Consider the following 19,227-nt stretch of genomic DNA (forward strand, 5'->3'; position numbering starts at 1 on the left):
AGGGGGCGAGGGGGCTGTCGCCCCCCTGCCCCTCGGACAAGTCCGAGGGGCGGCTCCCCCCACCTCGCGGCGCTACGCGCGCTGGATGTTTGGTCGCATACAACATGCAACATGCGGTATGCGACATGTTGCATGTTGCATGCGCGTCGACGCTCCGACTCAACAGCCGGTTGCTGGCCCTATTTGAACCTGGAGCTTGCAGGTCAAATTAGGCGGCAAGCGCTACTGCTCAAATTTTGAGCAACAAGGAAACTCCTTGCGCAACAAAGGAGCCGCAGGCTTAACCAAGCCGCTGTCCAATACTTGGCCTCATGCGGTTAAAACGCCTATCCGTGTCCGGTATATTGGCCCAAGGGGACCACTCGCAGGGGATACTTGATGCGACAGGACGACGACGCTGCACTCGCTTCCGGTACTACATCCGATGGCTGGTTCACCCGGCTCCGGCGTTCGCTGCTGGCGCGCCTTGGCAATACCAGGCTCGTGCTGGGGACGTTGTTCTTCGCCGCCTCGCTCACGCCCAGCCTCACGCCACGGATCACGGTCGCGCAGGCGGTGCTGTCGGGCATGTGCCTGGCCGCCGGCTACGGCCTGGGCGTGCTGCTGCGCTGGCTGTGGGGATACCTGGAGCTGCCGCTCCCCGGGCCGGCGGGACAGCCGCGTCGCCGCCGTATCGCGGTCGTCGCCTGCGCGGTCATCGCCGCGCTCGCGCTTTGGCGCAGCCAGCATTGGGAAAACATCGTCCGCGAACTGATGCACCTGGCTCCCGCCGGTCCATCGCGCATCCTGGGCGTACTCGCGGGTGCGGCGGTCGTGGCGCTGCTGCTGGTCGTGCTGGGCCGCATCGCACTGATGATCATCAAGGCGGTGATGCGCCTGGTCACCCGCAAGGTGCCGCGACGGATCGCGCACGTGGTCGGTGCGATCGCCGGCGTGCTGCTGCTGGTGGGCCTGGTCAACGGCGTGATCCTGTCCTCGTTGCTGGACACCCTGGACGCCTCCTATCGCCAGGCCGATGCACTGATCCCGCCCGACATGCCGCCGCCGACCGAATGGGACAGCCCCGGCAGCGCGCAGTCGCTAGTGGCCTGGAACCAGCTCGGGCGCATGGGCCGGCGCTACGTCGATGCCCGCCCCACCGCCGACGAACTCGCCGCCTACGCCGGTCCCGGCGCCAAGGCGCCGCTGCGCGTGTACGCGGGCCTGCCCACCGGCGACACGCCCGAAGAGCGCGCCCAGCTGGCGCTGGAAGAACTCAAGCGCGTCGGCGGCTTCGAGCGCAAGGCGCTGATCATCATCACTCCGACCGGCACCGGTTGGGTCGACCCGTCCGGCATCGACGGCATCGAATATCTCTACCGCGGCGATGTGGCCAGCGTCGCGGTGCAGTACTCGTACCTGTCCAGTCCGCTGACGCTGTTCCTGGATCCGGACACAGGCGGGGTCACCGCGCGCGCACTGTTCCGCGAGGTCTACGGCTACTGGCGCACGCTGCCGCCCGAGCGGCGGCCGAAGCTGTACCTGCACGGCCTGAGCCTGGGCGCGCTCAATTCGGAACGCTCGTTCGAGATGTTCGAGCTGCTCGGCGAACCATTCGATGGCGCGGTCTGGAGCGGACCTCCGTTCGCCGCCAGCAAGTGGGCCGGGCTGACCCGCTCGCGCAATCCCGGTTCGCCGGTGTGGCTGCCGCAGTTCCAGGACGGCTCGTTCGTCCGCTTCATGAACCAGGACGGCAGCTCCACCCCGCCCGGCACGCCGTGGGGCCCGATGCGCGTGGTCTACCTGCAGTACGGCAGCGACGCGGTGACGTTCTTCGACCGTCACGGCTTCTTCCGCGAACCGGAACTGCTCGATGCCCCGCGCCCGCCGGACGTATCCCCGGCGATGCGCTGGTATCCGGTCGTGACGATGATGCAGATGGCAATGGATACTTCGCTGTCGATGAGCGCACCAATGGGTTTCGGCCACGTCTACGCGCCATCGCACTACATCAACGCCTGGCTGGAAGTCACCGGCATCGACGACTGGTCGCCCGAAGACGTGGCCCGCCTGCAGCGCCACCTGGATGAGCGCCGGGCCGAAGAGCTGTCCAAGGATGGCGGCGAGGAGACCGTGGACGGCTGAACGTCGACGGTCTTGCGTGGACCGGCACCCTCAGTACATCCCGACCATGATCCTGTGGATAAGCTTTGACCAGTGTTCCGCGTGCTCAGCGCTCAGTCGGAAGACGGCGTCAGGAGTACGTGAACTGGCACGCCGAGGGTGCGTGCAAGCCGCTCGATGTTGTCGAGGGAGATGTTGCGGATTTGGCGTTCGACATGTCCGACGAAGGTTCGGTGCAAGCCGGCCTGGAACGCGAGTTCTTCTTGTGACCATCCGCGCTTCCGTCTCAGCAGAACCAGGTTCTGGGCAAGGATGGCACGAGCGCTGAGGAAATCCTGCGAGGAAGTGTGATCGGCAAACATGAACACGAGTCTCGCGGGTTGATGTTTTTACGTCAGCATCTTTTAAGCAGGATGTTTTTTTAGAGGATGCTTTTAAGGAGTGTTTTTCCCTGTCACACTATGCGAGCGACAAACACGCACAACGCCTCGTTGCTCACCCTGCTCGCCCCGACGAGCCCTGGATGAGACGGCCGAGGTCCCCAGAATCGTCAAGCAGGGAGCACAGGAATGTCTTTTTTCAGGACCTACAAAAAGTCGGAGTTGAAGATCGCGCATGGCGCTGAGCCGGGTGAGCAGCGTTGGCCCTTCGTCCAAATCGGCCTTCCGACGCCGGTCTATCTCATGCAGCTCGAGAGGGACGTCGAAGAGGACGCCACGATCGGCTATGAGATCTTGACCGCGGACCTGGCCGAGCTCATCAACTTCTCTGAAGGGCGGTATCCACCGCTTCGGCTCGTGAGCGTGGATCTTCTGATCAGCATGCCGCCTGTAAGCCGGCGCACCTTCCATGCGCTGCGAGAGGTCTGGACGCCGCCCGATGGGGGATTTTTCCGTTTCATCGTTGATGATCAGGTCACCCTGGACTTCAATCCCTTTCAGAGCCGTTTCGATCCTGCAACGCTTCAGTGCATCTTCAAGGCTCCCCCCGCTGAATAACCGGTGGAGATTCCCCTGACTTGGCTCAGTAGCGACAGCTGCTCGAACCGTGCCGGATTGGTTTCCGTGCAGCGGATGGTGTGCTGCATGTTCCGGTGTCCGCGATCCTGGTCGGCGAACCCGTACAGGCGATTCGGAGGTTGAGCGGCTGCCGCTGCTCAGACACGAAGAAAGCCCATCGCCCGCCGGCGCCAGGTGCGCTCGCTCGGTGAGCCAGGCCTCGATGGCCCGCAGTTCTTCTTCTCGCAGGGGTGCGTCGTCGTCGGCGCACGCTAAGCGCCCCCTCAGGTTTGACTTGCAAGATAGGATGTGAAGAAGTTATATTTAAATATAACTTTATTGAGAGACTCATCATGCACACAACGAATCTGCGCAAGGTCGGCGGCTCGGTCATGCTGGCAGTTCCGCCAGCGCTGCTCGATGTCCTTCACCTGTCGGCCGGTGTGAAGGTCGGCCTGGCCGTCGATAACGGCCGCCTCGTGGTCGAACCCGCGGCGCGGCCGCGCTACACGCTCGACGAACTGCTTGCTCAATGCGACGCTTCCGCGGAAATCTCGGCGGAGGATCGGGAATGGCTTGATGCCCGCCCGGTCGGCGGCGAGCTGCTGTGATGGAGCGCGGCGACATCTACCTCGTGTCCCTCGATCCGACCTCGGGCCATGAGCAACAAGGCACGCGCCCGGTACTGATCGTCTCGCCGGCCACGTTCAATCGGCTGACGCGCACACCGGTCGTGCTGCCTATCACCAGCGGTGGCAATTTCGCTCGCACGGCCGGCTTCACCGTCTCGCTGATGGGCTCTGGCACGCAAACCACTGGCGTGGTGCGGTGCGATCAGCCGCGTGCCTTGGACATCGGATCGCGGCGCGGGCGCAAGCTCGAAAGCGTGCCGCAGGCGATCCTGGATGAAGTGATGGCCAGGGTAGCCACGCTCTTCGAGTGAGCGTTCCCGACACTCGCTATTCCGGCGCTCGAAAAGCAAGAACGGTTTTCGAGAACACCTCAAATGTTCGGGCGCCCGGTGACGCCGTCTTCTCGGCAAGGCTTCTTTCTGAGACGGCCCCAAGTCCGCTCAAGCCCTCAGCGCCATAGCCGCTCGAACCGCGCCGGGTTGGTCGCCGTGTAGCGCACGGTGTGCTGGATGTTGCGGTGCCCGAGGTAGTCCTGGATGAGCCGGGTGTCCGCGCCCTGGTCGGCGAGCGCGTAGCCGCAGGCATGGCGCAGCATATGGGGGTGCGCCTCCACGGACAGCTCAGCCAGTTCCCCGTAGCGCCGGATCGCCACCCAGGCGGTCCGGCGGTTGAGCGGCGCCCGCCGCTCCGAGACGAAGAACGTGTCGCCCGCCGGGCCGAGGCGCGCCCGCTCGGTGAGCCAGGCCTTGATGGCCCGCAGCTCGTCGCCTCGCAGCGGGTGCGTGGTCGACAACCCCTTCTTCAGCCGGACCACGTGCAGCACCCGGCTCTCGAGATCGACCTGGTGCAATTTGAGCGCGCAGGCCTCGGACACGCGCAGCCCGTGGCGGAACATCAAGAGGATCAGGCAGCGGTCGCGCAGCTCGGTGCGGCTGCCGCGGGTGGCCGTGATCAGGCGCTCGACCTCGCGCGCGGTGAGGTGTTTGCGGTCGTTCATCGTTTTGTCCAATGTTTGGCGAAAAAACGCGGCGCAAAGCCGCGCCGTTGCTGGGGGTGGTCTGCTGACATTAGACAAAATGTTTCATTTTGTCCAATCACGCCGTGCCATGCCCCTAAACGACCTCGTCGCCAGCCCACTCATGGCAGACAGCAGGCGGCCATCAGCCGCCCCTCGTAGCTTCTACAATGCGGCCATCCAGATGACTAGTGAACTCCGAAACCTGTCATTGAGTGCATTCAATCCGCTTGGCCAGCACTGTTCGTGGAGTCGCGATGCACTGGGTCAAGGCGTGGTCTGGGTAACGCCGGGATGAAGCAATTCGAAGAGCAGATGAGGCCTCGTCCTCAAGCAAATGCTCAGGATCTGCGTTTCGCGATCGGCGCTGCGCAATGCTTGAAATTTGCGTAGACATTGTCGCCGACTTGCAATTGTTGCGCGGCAGGCAGCTTGCAGTGCGCGCATACGGGTGACCATTGCGTCTAAATGCGATCGTCACGGAGATAGTGTCACCTTCCGGTTCGGACGCCTCGGCTCTGAGTCATAGAACGACAGCCGCTTCAAATCGTCGGCCGAACCGATCTCTACGACCGTCCCTTTGCGCCACCTCCCATCGCGCTCTGCATAACTGCCCTCGTGCCCGATGGGCGTTGCACATCCGGTCAAGACACCAAGCACTACAACGACCACCCCCGCCGCCAGCGATCTCTTCCGTTGATTACGTCCAGATCGGTTGGGCTGAGCGCCCGCAGCATCGTTGCTGCAGGCGCTCAGACGGCTTCACTTCAAAGTGAAGCGCGCGGTGGTGGAGGGCTTGCCGGGAAGGGTCACAACCGCGACCAGCTTGGTGCCGGCGCTGACCTTGAAGCTGCCCTTGGCTTCCAACCGGTCACCTGCCGGCTTGAGTTCGATATCCTGCTTGTCCGCGCCGGACAGCAGCGTGAGCTTTGCACTGCCGTTGGCCACGTCGAGCGATTTGCCGTGATCGCGAAGATGCAACTGGATCACGTCGGGCTTGGCAACGAGTTCGAGATCGAGATCTTTGACCTCGACTACCACGCCTCCATGCATCGATTCATGCTCATGAGCATGGTCATGCTTGTCGGCCGCAAAGGTGGGGCCCACGGACACCAGAGCAACAAGGGCGGCGACTCTTGAGAACTTCATGTTATTTCCTTTCAGGTTCGCATGAGGTGGGTTAAGCAGCGTCAGAATGCTTCGGCGTTCCGATCGTCGAGAAGACTCTCCGCATCGCGGCGGCCGAAGAGCCAGAACATCGCCGGGGTTAGGAAGGTATCCAGCAGGGTCGAACTAATGAGGCCCGAGAAGATCACCACGGCCACCGGATGCAGGATCTCGGTACCCGGTCGCTCGGCCTCGAACAGCAGCGGTGCAAGCGCAAACGCGGTTACCAACGCGGTCATCAGCACCGGCGACAGACGCTCGATCGAGCCCCGCAAGATCATCGTGTGGTCGAATCTCTCGCCCTCGATACGCATCAGGTTGAGGTAATGGCTCACCTTGAGGATGCCATTGCGCACCGAAATACCTGCGAGCGTGATGAAGCCGACGAGTGCCGCGACCGACAACGGCTGACCCGAGATCCACAGGCCAATTACCGCCCCGACCAGCGCGAGCGGGATGTTCGCCATGATGAGGGCCGAGAGTCGAACCGACTTATAGCGGCTGTAGAGCACGACGAACATCAGTACGAGGGAGACGATCGACAGCAGCCCCACCAGGCGGGAAGCCTCTTCCTGGGCTTGGAACTGCCCGCCGAGGGTGATGAAGTAGCCCTCGGGCAACTTCAGGTCGGTCACGACGGCGCGGATGTCCTCGACGACCTCCGACAGCGGACGCTGCTGTGCATTGGCCGAGAGCACGATGCGGCGCTTACCGTCGTCCCGGCTTACCTGGTTCGGACCGTCACCATCCTCGATTGACGCCAGCTTCGACAAGGGCACATGGCCGGTCGATGTTTCGATCAGGATCTGAGCCAGCCCGTCGGCCGAGCGCGCTGTTTCGGGCAGACGCACGACCAATGCGAACCGTCGACCGCCCTCGACGATCTGGGTGACCTTCTCGCCCTCGACGAGGCTCTGCAGCGCGGCCAGAATCTGTGGTGCCGGTACGCCGTACCGGGCAGCCGCCGCATAGTCGATCCGCACCTTGATCTGCGGCGCGAGCACTTGCTTCTCGATCTCCAGATCGGCGAGTCCCGGGATGGCGGCAAGCCGCGTACGTAACACGTCCGCCTGTCCGCGCAGGGTGTCGAGATCCTCGCCGAAGATTTTGATCGCGATCTGCGAGCGCACGCCCGACAGCATGTGGTCGATGCGATGTGAGATCGGTTGCCCGATCGCGATCGCCGCTGGCAGATTGACCAGCCGCGACCGGATGTCGGCGGTAATCTCACCCATCGAGCGGCTCAGTTCACCGGCGGGTTTCAGCCCCACATCGAGCTCGCTGACATGGACGCCTTCCGCATGCTCGTCAAGCTCGGCCCGTCCGCTTCGGCGTCCGACGTGAGTCACTTCGGGAACCTGTTTCACGAGCACTTCCGCTTGCTGCGCGAGCGCCGTCGACTCTGCCAGGGTGACGCCCGGGTTGAGTCGCATGCCGATCAGCAAGGTGCCTTCGTTGAACGGCGGCAGAAAGGTCGTGGGGAAAAACGGTACCGCAGCGGCAGCGATCGCCACCGCAACCGCACCCGCTGCCACGGCTGCCTTGGGGTGCTCGAGCACCCCTTGCAACGCCCCGCGATAACGCGCCTTGAGCCAGGCGAGCAGGCGCGTGTCACCGTGATCGAGAGACTTCATCCCGGGAAGCAGGTAGAAGGACAGCACCGGCGTCACTGTTACCGAGACGACCAATGAGGCGAGCGTGGAGACAATGAACGCCACGCCGAGCGGAACGAACAGCCGCCCCTCCATGCCAGGTAGCGCAAACAGCGGCAGGAACACCAGCACGATGATGATCGTCGCGTAAAGGATGGCCGAGCGCACCTCCATCGTTGCGCGCGCCACAAGCTCGATCGGGTGCAGCCGATGGTGTTGATGCTTCGCGCGATCCTCCTTCAATCGGCGCAGCACGTTCTCGACGCCCACGACCGCATCGTCGACCAGGCCGCCAATCGCAATGGCGAGACCGCCAAGGGTCATCGTGTTGATCGACTGCCCGAAATACTTGAAGACCAGCGCCGTCATGAAGATCGACACCGGAATCGCTGTGAGCGCGATGATGGTCGGCCGCAAGGTGCCAAGAAAAAAGAAAAGGATCGCCGCGACGAACGCCGATGCGCCAATCAGTTTGCCTTGGAGCGTGGTGATCGACGCCTCGATGAAGGTCGCCTGACGGAACGTCACCTCCGGGGCCTCCATCCCGGCCGGAAGCGATTTCTTCATCTCTTCGAGTGCGGCTTCGATCGAACGGGTCAGGTGAATGGTGTCCGCTGTAGGCTGTTTCTGGATGCCGAGGATCACGGCCGGCTTGCCCTCGAAGCCAGCATCTCCCCGTTTGGGCGCCGGCGCGAAGGTAACGGATGCGATCTGACGCAGCAGGATCGGCTGACCATCACGTGCCGTGATCGCGAGGTTCTTCAAATCCTCCAGGCTCGAGGTCCGCCCGAGATGACGGATGAGGTATTCGCGCCCGTTCAGTTCAAGGAACCCCCCCGAAGTGTTCGACGAGAATCCTCGAATCGCCGCTTCTAACAGCTCCAACGAAACACCGAGTTCCGCCATACGGCGGGTGTCGGGCTGCACCTGAAACTGCCGCACTTCCCCGCCAATCGGGATGACCTGCGCGATGCCGGGGATCGCCATCAGGCGCGGACGCAGGACCCAGTCCGCATACTCTCGCACCTGCATCGACGAGATCCTCGCTGTGTCGATCGGAATTGCGATCTGCATGATCTCGCCCATGATCGAGCTGATCGGCCCCATGCGCGGAATCACGTCTTCAGGCAACCCTTCCTCCATGGCGGAGAGGCGTTCCGACACCATCTGCCGCGCGCGGAAGATCTCGGTGCTCCAATCGAAGGTCACGTAGATGAAGGACAGCCCCGAACTCGAGGTGGAGCGCACGGACTCCACGCCGGGCAAACCATTCATGGTCGTCTCGAGCGGGAAGGTGATGAGTTGCTCCACCTCCTCTGCCGCCATGCCGCCGGCTTCGGTCATGATCGTGACCGTCGGCTTGTTGAGATCCGGAAATACGTCCACAGGTGTTCGCGAAAGCGTGAACGCCCCATAGGCCATCAGTACCAGGCTGGCGATGATCACCAGCAGCCGGTTACCAAGGCTGTTGTCGAGTAGCCACTTGAACATCGGATAGGCTCCCCGTCAGCGGATCTGATTAATCAACGTGGCGGCACGCGAGGCGACCCGCTCACCGGCTTCGAGGCCGGACGTCACCGCAACATTCACGCCGTCCAGCGGCGCGATCGTGACGGTACGCGACTCGAAACGTTCGGGCGCTGTCTTTACCCAGACGATGTTCTGGTTTGCCGGATTTTTTAGCACCGATGCTGCGGGAACGCTTACACCCTGCTGCGTGGTGCGCGACTGGACGAAGACCTCGACCGGCTGCCCGACGGCAAGTAGGGCCAGCGCATCGCCTTCGGCTGCAAAGGCAAGCGGCACGGCCTGTTCGCGCAGGCTGCGGGCGGCGCCGATGAAGGTGAGCGGGATCCGCCGGTCGCCGACGGCAAGACTCGCAGACGCCACGTCTGACGCGACCTCGGGATCGTAGGCGAGCGCCTCGACGCGCAGCCGCTTCGGGTCGACGATCTCGAACACGAGTTCGCGCGCATCGACCACCTGGCCTGACACGGCGTTGCTTGATGCGATCACTCCGCTAACGGGTGCGGTCAGCACATCACGGGCATTGAGGCCGCCACCGATCGCTTTCGATCTAGCCCCCAAGCTCGCAACCTCGCTCTCGGCAGCCTCGATCTCCTTTCGCGGCACCGTGTCTGCGAGTTCCTTCAGACGCGCCAGGCGCTTTTCCACAAGCGCCCTCGCCGCCTGCAGTTCGGCCAGTTGCGCCGTCTGGTTAGACCGTTCGATCTGATCCGTCGAAGGACTGACGTAAGCCAGCACGTCACCCTTCTTCACGGTCTGGCCAACGCTCGGCAAGCCCTGCGGGCCCGCCTCCAGGCGCCCAGCCACCATGGCCTGCACCTTTCCGCCGGCGTTCGGGTCCATGACCACCTTGCCCGCCAGCGCGGTGGTACGCGACAATTCGCCGGCTTCCGTGACCAACGTGCGAACGCCGATCTGCCGTTGTGCCGGCTTGGGCAGGAAGACGCTACCATCGGCTTGCCGTTGTGGCCCATTGCCTCCCGCCACAGCCGGGCCTTTATCGCCATGATCATGGCCTTCGCCCGCAAAGGCGTTCCATGGGGCACTGGCCGATACCAGCGCCAGCGCAGCAAACAGGACGTTCAGCTTCATGCGGCACCTCCGGCCGAGCGATTTCGGGAGTTTCCCTTGCGAAGTGCCGCCCAGCCGATGAGACCTAGCACAAGCACAAGCGCTCCCGCGCCTGCCCCGATTACGTCGGGCTTCATGTCCATTGCGGCAGCCTCTTCGTGCGTCTCTGCAGCGGGTTCATGGAGGTCGAGTTCGCCAGCAAGCAGATCGGTGTCCTGGCCGGCGATGACGGTCGCCGTGATGGAGACGACGCCCGGCTTGAGCGCCTCCGGGAGCGTGGCTTCGAATTCGCCGTCGGCATGGGGCTCGAGCGCAACTGGATTGCCATCGAGTTCCAGATCGACCCTTGCATCCTTTACGGGGCTGTTGTCGGCGAAACGGTCGAGATAGACAGTGACGTTCTTGCCGTTCACCACGCCGACCAATTCGAAGAGTTCCGAGACGGCAGTAAATCGCGGCAACGTCGCGCCCGCAGTGGGCGCGGGCGCTTCGCCGTGGTCGTGTCCGTCACCGGCCAGGGTCTGTGGGGCAAACCCGGCAAGCACAGCTGCAATGCTCCATGCTGCCAGGGTGTGAGCGGTTTTCATGTAGGGATTCCTTTCGTTCACTCGGGAAGCAGGCCCAGCGCTTGGCGCTGGGCCGAAATGGCGGCTGCCAGGTCAATACGCGCACGGGCGAGTTGACGTTCGGCTTCGGTCGCCTCGAACTCGATGCGCAGACGGGTCGGGAGATCGGCCTCTCCGAGGCGGAACGCTTTCTGGAAGAAGCCGCGTGCCGCTTGGGCGAGCTGGGTACGCCGCTCGGCAGCGGCGACCTGCTGCCTTGTCGATTCGACGCGCACACGCGCCATATCCATTTCGGCCAGCAAACGCTCACGTTCGATCTGGAGCTGGGCCTCAGCCTCGATGGCCTGCGCACTGGCGCTTGCAACGCGTGAGCGGCTGCGTGAATTGGAACCGAACGGAATGCGTAAGCCCACTGTGATCGTCTGTGCCCAGGGTTCACCCGATGCACCGCGTTCGCGGGTGGTCGCGACACTCAACTCCGGATTCGTGCGCCCCTGAACGCTGGCAAGGGTCATCGTGCGCCGAGCAACGTCGACCCGATCGCGCAGCTCGGCCACTGCCGGGTGTGCCGTCTCAAGGATTTCCGTCGGTGTCGCAGCGCCGGGAACGGGCTCCGGCGTTGGCAACCCACCGGTGAAGCGTTCTGGCCCGATTCCAGTAAGTGTGCGCAACTGCTGTGCAGCATCTGCGAGCGCGCTTTCCGCCTCGGCGACAGCGGCTTCTGCGGTGGCTTGCGCACCGTCGGCCTGGTGCTGGTCTGCGCGCGCAAGATCACCGGCCTTTACACGCCGGGCGACGTCGGCAGCGAGTTCGCGGGCATTCGCGAAACCTTCCCTCGCCAGAGTCTCTCCAATGCGCGCGCGTTGCCAGCCCCAATAAGCCGTGCGTACCGCTGCAGCGGTACGCAGCTGCGCGGCGCGGGCCCGGCTCGCAGTGGCATTCATCTCGGCGGTTGCAAGGCCTGCAGTGGTCGAACGTTCGCCGGGCAGCCAGATTGGCACGGCGATGCCGATCTCGTACTCCCGGCTCCCGCGATCGCTATCGAATTGATCGGTCTTGCCGGCCACCTGCAGGGCAGGCGGCTCGACGAGCCAACTATCGGCATTGTCGCGGCGGGCCTCGGCTGCTTCCTGCTGGGTCGTGAGCGACAGGGCCTCAGGCTGACGCGCCCACGCCACCTCGAAAGCTTGCTTCAGGGATAGCCCATTAGCATCAGTCGGAATCGCGGGCTGCTGCGCCCAGGCGCCATTGACGGCAAGACCGAGCAACAGCCCGGACAGCCATTTGATACGAACTCTTTGAGGCATCCAATTCTCCGTTGATGGGAAGACACGGCGAATCGGCAGAGGGCGATCGAACCGATCGCAACGGACATGCGAACCCGCCGATCAAAGCGGCAGGAACTTCGGAAAACGAATGAAAGCGACCGCCCCGCCGATCAGGCTGAGCGGCCCCATTTGGGGCGTTCGGGCTCGGCTAGATGTTCCGCAAGCTGCCACGTCACGGGAGTGTCAATGGACAGGGATGTCACATAACGTGGGCAGAGCGCGTCGAACTCGCTCGGTAGCGCTGAGGAGCCGATCCCGTGACAACCCGCGCAGTCTGCGTGGCCACCCTTCGCCAGGCCCCCTTTCTCCATATCGCCATCGTCGCCGGTGTGGCGATGCTCATGGTGTCCGAAGTGCTCCGCACCGGCACCGGATTCGTGCGCGCAGTAGACGCTCAGCGCCGCCCAACCCAGTTGGGCGGGCAGCAGGCCCAAAAGGAGAATCGCAAGCCACCGACGCATCGCACAGATTTTATCAGTAAGATTTTTTCTTCGCGGACAGACGTGCCGCGAACCAGCATGCCAACCCGGGCTTTATTGAACCCTGCCGTGCGAAACGCCCGGACGACCGGACGTTTCGCACCGGCCGAGGGCATCAGGAGCCCCGGTACTGTTCATTCATGTACGCGCGCTCTTGCGGGGTCATGTTGACCAGTTCTTTGATGACTTCTTCACGGGTCTTGCCGGGCCCGCCGAAACGCATCGGTACCGGGAGGCCCCGCTGGAGATAGAAGTAGCTGCCATCGGCCTTTGCCTGCTCGAGCTCGCGCAACACGTCGGCACGGGTTTTCGTGCTCGTGGAGTGATCGGGATGGAACGTGAACCCCTGATCGCCCGGCGCGGGGTGCCACAGCGAGTTGGCTTGCGCAGCTGTAGGAACGACAAGTACGGCCGCAAGAAGCGAAAAGACGGTAGTGGTCAGGGTTTTCGACATAACGAGACTCCTTCGTTCAACGTGAGAGGTAGCGTTCGGCTTGAGCCGCTGGGTGTCGCCTTGCACCGAACACGTCGCAGACTTTAAGGGCCCATCTCCGTCAATTCGCGAACTGCCAGATTACGATTTCGTAATGTGATGGTGTCGGCATCTCCGCGATAATCGCAGCATGAAAATTCTGGTTGTGGAAGACGAGCCCAAGCTGGCTGAATATCTGCGCAGGGCGCTCACCGAAAGCGATTACATCGTGGATGTCGCGCATAGCGGCACGGAGGGCCGCTATCTCGCGACCGAAGGGCATTACGATCTCGTCCTCCTCGACGTCATGCTGCCGGAACTGGATGGCTATGCCGTCTTGCACGAACTGCGCCGGGGCAAACACGTACCTGTGCTGATGTTGACCGCGCGCGACAAGGTCGAGGATCGGGTCAGAGGCCTGCAGGCGGGTGCCGACGATTACCTTGTGAAGCCGTTTGCCCTGTCCGAGTTGCTCGCTCGCGTACAGGCCTTGTTGCGACGCGGTGCCTTGCGCTCGGATAGCCAGGATCCAACGGTGCTGCGTTTGGCTGACCTAGAAGTCGACCTGGTTCGGCGCAAGGCGTCACGATCCAGGCAACGCCTCGACCTGACTGCGAAGGAATTCACGTTGCTGACCTTGCTGCTTCGCCGACATGGGCAGGTTCTTTCCCGTACCGCGCTGGCAGCGCAGGTGTGGGACATGAATTTCGACAGCAATACGAACGTGGTTGAAGTTGCGGTGCGCCGGTTGCGCGGCAAGATCGACGACGGATTCGAGAAAAAGTTGCTGCATACCGTGCGCGGCATGGGATACGTCCTCGAGGAGCGGGAGCCCTGAGGATGCGCAATCCGCGTTCGCTCGGCCGTTGGTTATCGTGGTGGCTCGCCGTGCTGACCTTCTTGGGGCTCAGCCTAGTCTGCTCGATCGTTTATGTGGCCGCCAGTCTCAACCTCTCCGCCAAGCAGGCGGAGGAGCTCCGGCACAAGCGGGACGTGGTTCGCCATCTCGTCGGCGAGATCGCGACGCAGGACGCGTTGCCGAGCCTGCGTCACAAGCTCGACGACTTCTTCCTCGGCCATGCCGACTTCGAGTTGCGGCTGATCCAGGGAGCCGACAACCTCGTGTATGCGACCCCGGCGCGCTCAAGCGCAGGCGCAGTCCAGCGGCGGGATGAATTCGAAATCCCCCTGCCGTGGTCGCGCACAACCGGGCTACGCGCCGAACTGATGCTCGACAGCAGCGCCGACGCGCGGCTTTTAAAGCAGTTGGCCTGGACACTACTCGTGAGCGCCTTTGCTGGTGCGGTGGTCATCTCAGCGGGCGGCGCCTGGCTCGTGCGCCGAGCGCTCTTGCCCGTTCGCGACCTGGCCCGGCAAGCGGCGGCCCTCAGCCCGGAAAGCGTTGGTCAGTCGCTTGACGCTTCCGCACAGGCACAGGAGCTTCAGCCGTTGGTCGCACAGTTCAACGCACTCCTCGTTCGGCTGAACCGCGCCTATCAACAACTTGAGGGGTTCAATGCCGACGTTGCTCACGAACTGCGCACACCGCTTGCGACCTTGATCGGCGAGACCGAACTAGCGCTGAGTCGGGAGCGCACGATCGCCGAACTGCGCGATGTGCTCGGATCGAACCTCGAGGATCTTCACCGTTTAGCGGGTTTGATCAATGACATGTTGTTCTTGTCGAGAGCTGATCGCGGGGAGTGCGCCCGTCGCAGCCCTGTCGATAGCCTCGCCAAGCTGGTGACCGAGGTCATCGAATTCCACGAGGCTTCAATGCACGAGGCTGGCGTGAGCACGCGCGTACGCGGTGACGACACAGGTGTCTTCGATGCGGCGTTGATTCAGCGTGCGCTCTCGAACCTGGTCGCCAACGCGACCCGTTTCGCAGAGCGCGGATCGGTGATCGAGATCGAGATCGAAGCGGTCTCTTCGGGAGGTGTCCGCTTGTCTGTGAGCAATTTCGGGCCTGTGATTCCCGCCGAACATCTGCCGCGCCTGTTCGACCGCTTCTATCGAGTCGATCGAGCCCGTGAGCACGGCGACAACAACTACGGGCTTGGGCTGGCAATCGTCGCCGCGATCGCGCGTATGCACGGCGGCACTGGATTTGTTCGCTCGGCTGCCGGCACAACGACCGTCGGCTTTAGCGTATTTGAGTCGAGCGAGAGAAACGGCGTATCGCTCGACAGGTAGCATTCGCGCTACGCCGCGCCTGGGACTCGACGATGTCGCGTGCGCTCCCTTACCGTGGCGGTTGCATCCACATGTAGTTCTGACGTTGCATCATATGATCCATCATCTGCTGCTGCATGCCCATGTACCGATTCATCATGTACTGGCGCTGCTTCAGCTGATCGGGCGTGAGCTTGGAATAATATTAACCCGGCCCTTAAATATGTTTACTGAGCAGCATACGCAGCGGCCGGGTGCTTGAAGTAGGACCGGATACGCTCGGGGAGCGAGGCGATGCGCTGCATGATGGCGTGTGCCTTCTTCAAGAGCTGCGAATCATCGCGGCTGGGCGGCTCCAAGCGCAGCGCGGTCTTGAAATCGTGATTCAGGTATTCGTCCGGATTGGACTCGGGCGCATAGGGCGGCAAGTAGAAGAGTTCGATCTGCTCGACACGCGGCTCGAGCCAGGCCTGAACGAGCTTGGCGTGATGCACTCGCAGGTTGTCGACGATCAGGAACACCTTGCTCGTTGCACCGGCGATCAGTCGCTCAAGGAACTCGATAAAGCGTTCTGCGTTGATCGTGCCCTCGACGATCTGGAAGGCGATTTCGCCCCGGTTGGTGATGGCCGAGATCATCGACAGTTTGCCCCACCGGGCGGACGCCTCGAGCACCGGCGTGCGGCCGGCCGGCGCAAAGCCTCGAATCCAGTTCGTGTCTTCCTTGACGGCCGTTTCATCAGCCCAGTAGATGAGCGCACCTTCGGCCTTGGCACGCGCGGCAATGGCCGGGTAGCGCTCGCGCAACCAAGCCTGGACTAGATCGGTGCGCTGCTCCATCGCTTGCTTGACCGGGCGCTGAGCGGTATAGCCCCAGCGCTTCAGATACTTGCCCACGAGGCGATCGGACAACTGCAGTCCGAATTGTTTCTCCACCAAGGCCTGGATCGCCCGCCGGGTCCACAGCGCGAAAGGCAGGCTCAACTGCTCGGGCACCGCACCCACGATGCGCTGGCGCACCCAGACCTCCTGCGCCATCGTCAGCTTCCGGCAGGCCCCGTAGGGACGACCTCGCGTCTTCTCGATCAACGCCCCGGCACCGTCCGTGCGCGCTTTCCTCAACCACGCCTGCACCGTGCGTACATGGACGCCGGCGATCTTCGCCAATTCCACGCTGCTCATATCCGACTGCTTTTTCAGGCGCAGCACCATCTTGCGCAGCGTCTCGCGCCCTTCAGGACCCAGTTTGCGTGCATCGATCTTTTCCATGCACGCATTATATTGCGGGCAGCTTATTTAAGGGCCGGGTTAATAATCTCCCATGCCACGCCATCCCATCATGTGGCCACCCATCATCGTGTCGCCTGAACAGCAGCCCATCATGCCGGGCCCCCACATGCCGTGCATCGTCGTCATGCCGTTTTGCATCGTTTCCCAGTGCTCCTGCAGTAGCTTCTGCCGCTCCTGCGGGTCGGAGGTCCGGCCGATCTTTTCCATCTGATCCTGCATCCGCTGCATGTTCTCCTGCATTTGCGCCATCTGCTTGTCAAACTCGGCAACATCGGGTGCCTGCTGCATTTGCCCGCCTTGCTCAGGCGGGGGCGCTGTCTGCTGGGCCATCAACGGCGTCACCGAAAAGGCGCTCGCCACCAGAGCTGCGATCAAAGTCGTCCTCTTCATTTCACCCTCTCCTTGATTGCCGAAGAATCGTCCTCGGATGTCGTCGTTCCTAGCGCCTCAATAAACGGAGCCCGTTCGCCACCACGATCAAGCTTGCCCCCACGTCTGCGAAGACTGCCATCCACATTGTGGCTTGCCCGGTAACCGTGAGCAGCAGAAACACCGCCTTGATGCCAAGGGCCACCACGATGTTTTGTATTAGCACATGGGACGTAGCACGCGATAGGCGCACGAACGCGGGGATCTTGCGTAAATCGTCGTCCATCAGTGCCACATCCGCCGTCTCGAGCGCAGTGTCCGTGCCGGCAGCCCCCATCGCGAAGCCGATGTCCGCGCGAGCCAGCGCGGGCGCATCGTTGATGCCGTCGCCCACCATGCCGACCCGGCCGCCCTCCTGCCGCTTCAGCAGCGACTCGATCGCCCCGAGCTTGTCTTCGGGCAAGAGGTTACCCCTGGCCTCGTCGATTCCCACCTCACGGGCGATGGCTTCGGCGGTGTGCGCGTTGTCGCCAGTCAGCATCAACGTTTTCACGCCCAGCGCGTGCAGTTCTGCGATCGCCTGACGGCTCGTCTCACGCAGAGTATCGGCAACGGCGAAGAGCGCCAGCACCCCGCGTGGGTCTGCCAGGAGCACGGCCGTCTTGCCCTCCCGCTCATATTTCTCAAGCGCTTCCTCGATGGCGGGGGCGCACAATCCGAGCTCCTCGATCAGGCGATGATTGCCGAGCTGATAGACCTCTCCGTCAATGCGGCCGCGCACGCCACGGCCCGGAATCGCGGCGAACTCGAGTACCTCGCGTAGCGGCCATTCCTGACCGTCCACAGAACGGGCGACCGCAAGCGAGACCGGGTGGTCGGAGCGCACGGCCAAGCTTGCCGCGAGGACATATGCCTCGCTCGCATCGCCCCTCAGCGTCATGAAATCTGTCCGGACTGGCTTTCCCCAGGTGATCGTGCCGGTCTTATCCAGGGCCAGCGTAGTGAGCTTTCGACCCTCCTCCAGATAAGCCCCGCCCTTTATGAGAATCCCCTTGCGTGCCGCCGCAGCGAGTCCGCTGACGATGGTCACCGGCGTCGAGATCACCAGTGCGCACGGGCAGGCGATCACCAGCAGCACCAAAGCCCTGTAGATCCAATCCATCCATGTTCCGCCAAGCATCAGCGGCGGGACGATCGCCACCAGCAGCGCCACGGCAAACACGACCGGGGTGTAGATCTGGGCGAATCGATCGACAAAGCGCTGGGTTGGGGCGCGGCTACCTTGGGCGGACTCGACCGCATGGATGATGCGCGCCAAGGTGGAATGGTTCGCCTCGGCCGTGACGCGATATTCGAATGACCCCGCCGCGTTGATCGTGCCCGCGAAAACGATGTCGCCCTCGGCCTTGTCCACCGGCAGGCTCTCGCCAGTAATGGGCGCCTGGTTGACGGTCGAACGCCCGCTGGTCACCACCCCATCGAGCGCGATCCGCTCACCAGGACGCACGCGCACCACAGCATCAAGGAGGACGGCCCCAGCCGGTATGGGCACCCAGCTTCCATCGGCCTGGCGCACGGTCGCGGTGTCAGGCGCGAGTTCCATCAGCCCCCGAATCGCATTGCGTGCCCGGTCGAGCGACTTCGCCTCGATCGCCTCGGCCAGCGTGAAGAGGAACATCACCATTGCCGCTTCCGGCCAGTGTCCGATAAGCATCGCTCCGGTCACGGCAATCGACATGAGGGCATTGATGTTGAGATTAAGATGCCGGAGCGCGATCCAGCCTTTCTTATAGGTCGCCAGGCCGCCGCTCACGATCGACACCAGCGCAAGCGCAAGAACGATCCAGTGGTCGCTACCGTTGAGCCAGGACATAGCCTCGGCCAATGTCGCCGTCGCACCAGCCAGCGCCATCGGCCACCACCGCCCCGTTGGTGTGGATTCGGCCTGGGCGGCGGCGTTTTCCTTGCCATCGCCATGGACCGTTCCCTCAAGACCAATCGATTCCAGGGCGGAGAGGACCGCATCCAACGCTCCCGCGTGATGCGTGACGGTCAGCCGCCGCTGGACGAGATTGAAATCCAGCGCAGCCACTCCGGCCAAGCCCGAGAGCGTGCTCCGGATCAATGCCTCCTCAGTCGGGCAGTCCATTCCAGCAATATTGAGTGTGGTGTGCAGCACGGGCGAACCCGTCACGCTCGGTTGCTCAGGCTCCGTCAAAGGGAGGACAGATCCATCGGCACGCCAGAGCGCCTCCCGCGCGGGAAGCGCTGCCGCAGGGGCACCCTTGGCTGACGAGAGGGCCTGCGGTTGCGACCGCTTGGCGCATCCGCAACTGCCGCCACTACGTTCGTTCATGTTCGACTCCTTGCTTCACGACACGCAG

Annotated in this window: 17 protein-coding genes; 6 read left to right on the forward strand and 11 right to left on the reverse strand. The window is 63.1% G+C overall.

Annotated elements, in window-relative coordinates; genetic code table 11:
- Positions 1 to 378 precede the first annotated feature (378 nt).
- A complete protein-coding gene (locus B447_RS18025) occupies positions 379 to 2,124 on the forward strand; it encodes an alpha/beta hydrolase (RefSeq protein ID WP_002943881.1) in 1,746 nt (581 codons plus the stop codon).
- A 92-nt stretch (positions 2,125 to 2,216) separates the two neighbouring features.
- Here B447_RS18025 and B447_RS22335 read toward each other — a convergent pair whose 3' ends face one another.
- Positions 2,217 to 2,465: a helix-turn-helix domain-containing protein gene (locus B447_RS22335; RefSeq protein WP_002943884.1), complete on the reverse strand. Its 249-nt coding sequence runs from the start codon at positions 2,463 to 2,465 to the stop codon at positions 2,217 to 2,219.
- Positions 2,466 to 2,672: 207 nt separating this feature from the next.
- Here B447_RS22335 and B447_RS18030 point away from each other — a divergent pair, with 207 nt between their 5' ends.
- From B447_RS18030 to B447_RS18040, 3 genes are all read left to right on the forward strand, one after another.
- Positions 2,673 to 3,101 carry a hypothetical protein gene (locus B447_RS18030; RefSeq protein WP_002943885.1) on the forward strand — a complete coding sequence of 143 codons (429 nt, stop codon included), beginning with the start codon at positions 2,673 to 2,675 and terminating at the stop codon, positions 3,099 to 3,101.
- Positions 3,102 to 3,454: 353 nt separating this feature from the next.
- Positions 3,455 to 3,712 carry an AbrB/MazE/SpoVT family DNA-binding domain-containing protein gene (locus B447_RS18035; RefSeq protein ID WP_002943886.1) on the forward strand — a complete coding sequence of 86 codons (258 nt, stop codon included), beginning with the start codon at positions 3,455 to 3,457 and terminating at the stop codon, positions 3,710 to 3,712.
- Complete coding sequence (locus B447_RS18040) at positions 3,712 to 4,044, forward strand: type II toxin-antitoxin system PemK/MazF family toxin (protein WP_002943887.1); 333 nt, start codon at positions 3,712 to 3,714, stop codon at positions 4,042 to 4,044. The genes B447_RS18035 and B447_RS18040 overlap by 1 nt, the downstream gene beginning before the upstream one ends.
- A gap of 137 nt (positions 4,045 to 4,181) precedes the next feature.
- Here B447_RS18040 and B447_RS18045 read toward each other — a convergent pair whose 3' ends face one another.
- From B447_RS18045 to B447_RS18080, 7 genes are all read right to left on the reverse strand, one after another.
- Positions 4,182 to 4,730, reverse strand: a complete 549-nt coding sequence (locus B447_RS18045; protein ID WP_002943889.1) for a tyrosine-type recombinase/integrase — start codon at positions 4,728 to 4,730, stop codon at positions 4,182 to 4,184.
- Between the two features lie 780 nt (positions 4,731 to 5,510).
- Positions 5,511 to 5,897 carry a hypothetical protein gene (locus B447_RS18050; protein WP_037983135.1) on the reverse strand — a complete coding sequence of 129 codons (387 nt, stop codon included), beginning with the start codon at positions 5,895 to 5,897 and terminating at the stop codon, positions 5,511 to 5,513.
- A gap of 41 nt (positions 5,898 to 5,938) precedes the next feature.
- Positions 5,939 to 9,058, reverse strand: a complete 3,120-nt coding sequence (locus B447_RS18055; protein ID WP_002943897.1) for an efflux RND transporter permease subunit — start codon at positions 9,056 to 9,058, stop codon at positions 5,939 to 5,941.
- 15 nt (positions 9,059 to 9,073) lie between these two features.
- Entirely contained in the window at positions 9,074 to 10,186 is a 1,113-nt protein-coding gene (locus B447_RS18060; RefSeq protein ID WP_002943898.1) for an efflux RND transporter periplasmic adaptor subunit, read from the reverse strand.
- Positions 10,183 to 10,752, reverse strand: a complete 570-nt coding sequence (locus B447_RS18065; RefSeq protein WP_002943904.1) for a hypothetical protein — start codon at positions 10,750 to 10,752, stop codon at positions 10,183 to 10,185. The genes B447_RS18060 and B447_RS18065 overlap by 4 nt, the downstream gene beginning before the upstream one ends.
- A gap of 17 nt (positions 10,753 to 10,769) precedes the next feature.
- Positions 10,770 to 12,038, reverse strand: coding sequence for a TolC family protein (locus B447_RS18070; protein WP_002943906.1), 1,269 nt, complete (start codon positions 12,036 to 12,038; stop codon positions 10,770 to 10,772).
- 615 nt (positions 12,039 to 12,653) lie between these two features.
- Positions 12,654 to 12,992 (reverse strand): DUF4148 domain-containing protein, encoded by a 339-nt coding sequence (locus tag B447_RS18080; protein ID WP_002943910.1) that lies wholly within the window; start codon positions 12,990 to 12,992, stop codon positions 12,654 to 12,656.
- A gap of 169 nt (positions 12,993 to 13,161) precedes the next feature.
- Between B447_RS18080 and B447_RS18085 the strand changes: the two genes are divergently transcribed.
- Together B447_RS18085 and B447_RS18090 are read left to right on the forward strand one after the other, a co-directional pair.
- Entirely contained in the window at positions 13,162 to 13,848 is a 687-nt protein-coding gene (locus tag B447_RS18085) for a heavy metal response regulator transcription factor (protein WP_002943911.1), read from the forward strand.
- 2 nt (positions 13,849 to 13,850) lie between these two features.
- Complete coding sequence (locus B447_RS18090; protein WP_002943912.1) at positions 13,851 to 15,206, forward strand: heavy metal sensor histidine kinase; 1,356 nt, start codon at positions 13,851 to 13,853, stop codon at positions 15,204 to 15,206.
- A 206-nt stretch (positions 15,207 to 15,412) separates the two neighbouring features.
- Here the strand turns inward: B447_RS18090 and B447_RS18095 are convergent, their stop codons facing one another.
- From B447_RS18095 to B447_RS18105, 3 genes are read right to left on the reverse strand one after another with little or no spacing between them, the layout of a single operon-like run.
- Positions 15,413 to 16,453 (reverse strand): IS630 family transposase, encoded by a 1,041-nt coding sequence (locus B447_RS18095; RefSeq protein ID WP_002938555.1) that lies wholly within the window; start codon positions 16,451 to 16,453, stop codon positions 15,413 to 15,415.
- Positions 16,454 to 16,492: 39 nt separating this feature from the next.
- Complete coding sequence (locus B447_RS18100; RefSeq protein ID WP_002943916.1) at positions 16,493 to 16,864, reverse strand: hypothetical protein; 372 nt, start codon at positions 16,862 to 16,864, stop codon at positions 16,493 to 16,495.
- A 49-nt stretch (positions 16,865 to 16,913) separates the two neighbouring features.
- Positions 16,914 to 19,199 (reverse strand): heavy metal translocating P-type ATPase, encoded by a 2,286-nt coding sequence (locus B447_RS18105; RefSeq protein ID WP_083491495.1) that lies wholly within the window; start codon positions 19,197 to 19,199, stop codon positions 16,914 to 16,916.
- Positions 19,200 to 19,227 lie beyond the last annotated feature (28 nt).

The sequence above is a fragment of the Thauera sp. 27 genome, assembly GCF_000310125.2.
In the GTDB taxonomy this organism is placed as follows: Bacteria; Pseudomonadota; Gammaproteobacteria; order Burkholderiales; family Rhodocyclaceae; genus Thauera; species Thauera mechernichensis.